General features: G+C 44.2%; 2 protein-coding genes and 1 pseudogene. All 3 read right to left on the reverse strand.

Going from position 1 to position 2,288, the window contains the following annotated elements:
* On the reverse strand, positions 1-741 hold a 741-nt coding region (locus B4K20_RS07780; RefSeq protein WP_289282480.1), incomplete at its 3' end, for a type I restriction endonuclease.
* Positions 738-1,964 carry a restriction endonuclease subunit S gene (locus B4K20_RS07785; RefSeq protein WP_289282481.1) on the reverse strand — a complete coding sequence of 409 codons (1,227 nt, stop codon included), beginning with the start codon at positions 1,962-1,964 and terminating at the stop codon, positions 738-740. The genes B4K20_RS07780 and B4K20_RS07785, both read right to left, overlap by 4 nt.
* Positions 1,961-2,288: pseudogene (locus tag B4K20_RS07790) on the reverse strand (SAM-dependent DNA methyltransferase); the annotation flags it as partial. The pseudogene B4K20_RS07790 and the gene B4K20_RS07785, both read right to left, overlap by 4 nt.

Genomic DNA, 2,288 nt, shown 5'->3' on the forward strand with positions numbered 1-2,288 from the left:
CACCGGATATTCTTGGGTTCCATCGGGCTTGATTTCTCCAGGTGGATTGCCTGCATGACCATTGTTGCCTTTATTGAACGGAAGGAAGAAAGTGTTGTCTCCATCTAGCTTGGTAGCCATCATGATTTCGGAGTCTGACATAGCAAAGTGCACGACTGCACCTCGCTTAAAGCTTAATAACGGCTCTTTACGCTTGGTTTTTGGGTCAAGCGGCAAACGATCTTGCCGATACTGATCCATCGCAGCTTCAGCCGATTGTGTAAAGTCAGTCTTTAGTTCAACAGTCGCCACAGGCAGACCATTGATGAAGAAAACCAGATCAATCGCAAACTCACGCGCAGGGTGATATTTCAGCTCGGGCACAACACGAAGAATATTGGCTTTGTAACGTTCAATGACGGCCTGATTACGCTTATCTTCTGGCGCTGTTTCAGTCATTTCAATCAGGCCGCAACCAGCAATTGAGAAACCTTGGCGCAGTACCTGAACGGTTCCTTGCTGTTCCAGTGCTTTGGTTAGACGCTCCATCACAACATCAAGAGTTTTGGTGCCGTTTAAGCGCTCTAGTTTTTCCCACTTGTCATCTTGGCCGCTAGTCTTTATCCAGCTTTCAAGGTCTTCAGGATAGAGCGCCCTATCGCTATCATAGTATTTGGCATGACCCAGTTTCCAACCTTGCTCGACCAGCCGATCAACGATATAGCTTTGAAAGTGCTTTTCCTGATGAGCCGATGAGTTCATGCGGGTTCTCCTTGTAAATCTATCTGTCCAGTCACTGCCGCTGTGATAAAAGCTGAACGACGCTCTTTGAGCAAGTCTATGCTTTTTTGAGTTTTACTTATAAGTTCGTCGATTCGGGTGGTTTCGAAGTCGAGCGCTGATGCTATACGGGATTGCTCTGAGCGATCTGGAAATGCAACCAAATGTGACCCTAAATCTGTTTGCGTCATACTTGGACGAGCAGTGTTTGTAGCGTAATAGTCGAATGGAATTGTCTTGGCAATGTAATAACAAAACTTACCGTTTACATTAGGCATGATTTGTGTCCAATACATGGTATCCACAGTCCAGAATTTTTCATTAACATACAGTGGCTTGTCTATTGTGCCTTTCCTGCCTAATAAAACCGACTCACCATCATAGATATAATTAGTTGCGTATGAAAACACACCGCCAGAGCCGTATACAGGAAATCCTTTTTCAGCCTCTATATCTTTGTGATCAGAACCATTTTTAATGGATACTAATCGCCTGAATTGAGCTATTTTCCAGTGCTCCGGTATTTCACCAATCCATTCAACGCCAGAATCCTTCATCTTCACATCAGAGTTCAGCCCTTTTGTAACTGCATGGGTGATCAGTGCCTGACGCTTTTCTTTGAGTAATTCAATGAAGCGAGCTTTCTTAGAAATGAGTGTGTCAATACGAGAGGCTTCTGCTCTGGTTCTATCACGAATTACAATTTGTTCTTCAACCGGTGGCAAAGGCATTAGTATATTACCAATACCTTCCCAGTCCGCACGGGGCATCTTCGCGCCTTCACACGTCGACTCGATCTGCTGAGTTACATGGGGTGATAGAAGCCAGTTTTGAAGCAGTTCAGGCAGAACCCTATCAGGTTGTAAAGCAAGAAATTCAGTAGAACACACTCCGTCAAAATCAGTAATTATTGCTTTTCGAAGGTAAGGTCTTAGCTTTCCATACAAAACTTGGCCCTTAGAAAAAACGCCTACAGTAGAGGTATCAGACTGCCGGGAGTTACTCTCTGTTGGTGCGTATTTACCAGATCCAGATTCAACATCTTCTAACCCTATATAGGGAATGTTATCTCTAGCTTCAGAAGTTCTCGCCGTGTTTAGTGTTGTAAATCTTTTGATCCGAACTATGTCCCAATGTTTTGGAATCGGTTCAATCCATCCAACGCCAGATTCTTTATACGCAGTGTATGGTTTGTAGTGACTCATTCGGTTGCCACCTCAGCCAATAGTGCTGCGATTTCGTTTTCAACCTTTTTCAACTCAGCATCAATGTCATGCAGCTTACGAGGCGGCTGATACTGGTAGAAGAAGCGGTTAAAGTTGATTTCATAACCTACACGACCGAGCTGCTTGTCCTTGTCATCGGTATAGCTTTCGTCAATATAGGCGTCCGGCACATGCGGCATTACTTCGCGGACAAAGTAATCTTGAATCGAATCTAAGTACGGCACATTTTCGTAATCAGTTAAATCGGTGTCTGGAACAAATTCACCTTGAGCATTTATAACAGGATCTGCTTCGGGATCTTTT

The organism is Methylophaga sp. UBA5088, from assembly GCF_002414625.1.
GTDB classification, from domain to species: Bacteria; Pseudomonadota; Gammaproteobacteria; order Nitrosococcales; family Methylophagaceae; genus Methylophaga; species Methylophaga marina.

What these genes read in the sequence shown, in the direction of transcription:
- B4K20_RS07785 (WP_289282481.1), bottom strand. Translation starts at nt 1,964, where the DNA reads ATGAGTCACTACAAACCATACACTGCGTATAAAGAATCTGGCGTTGGA.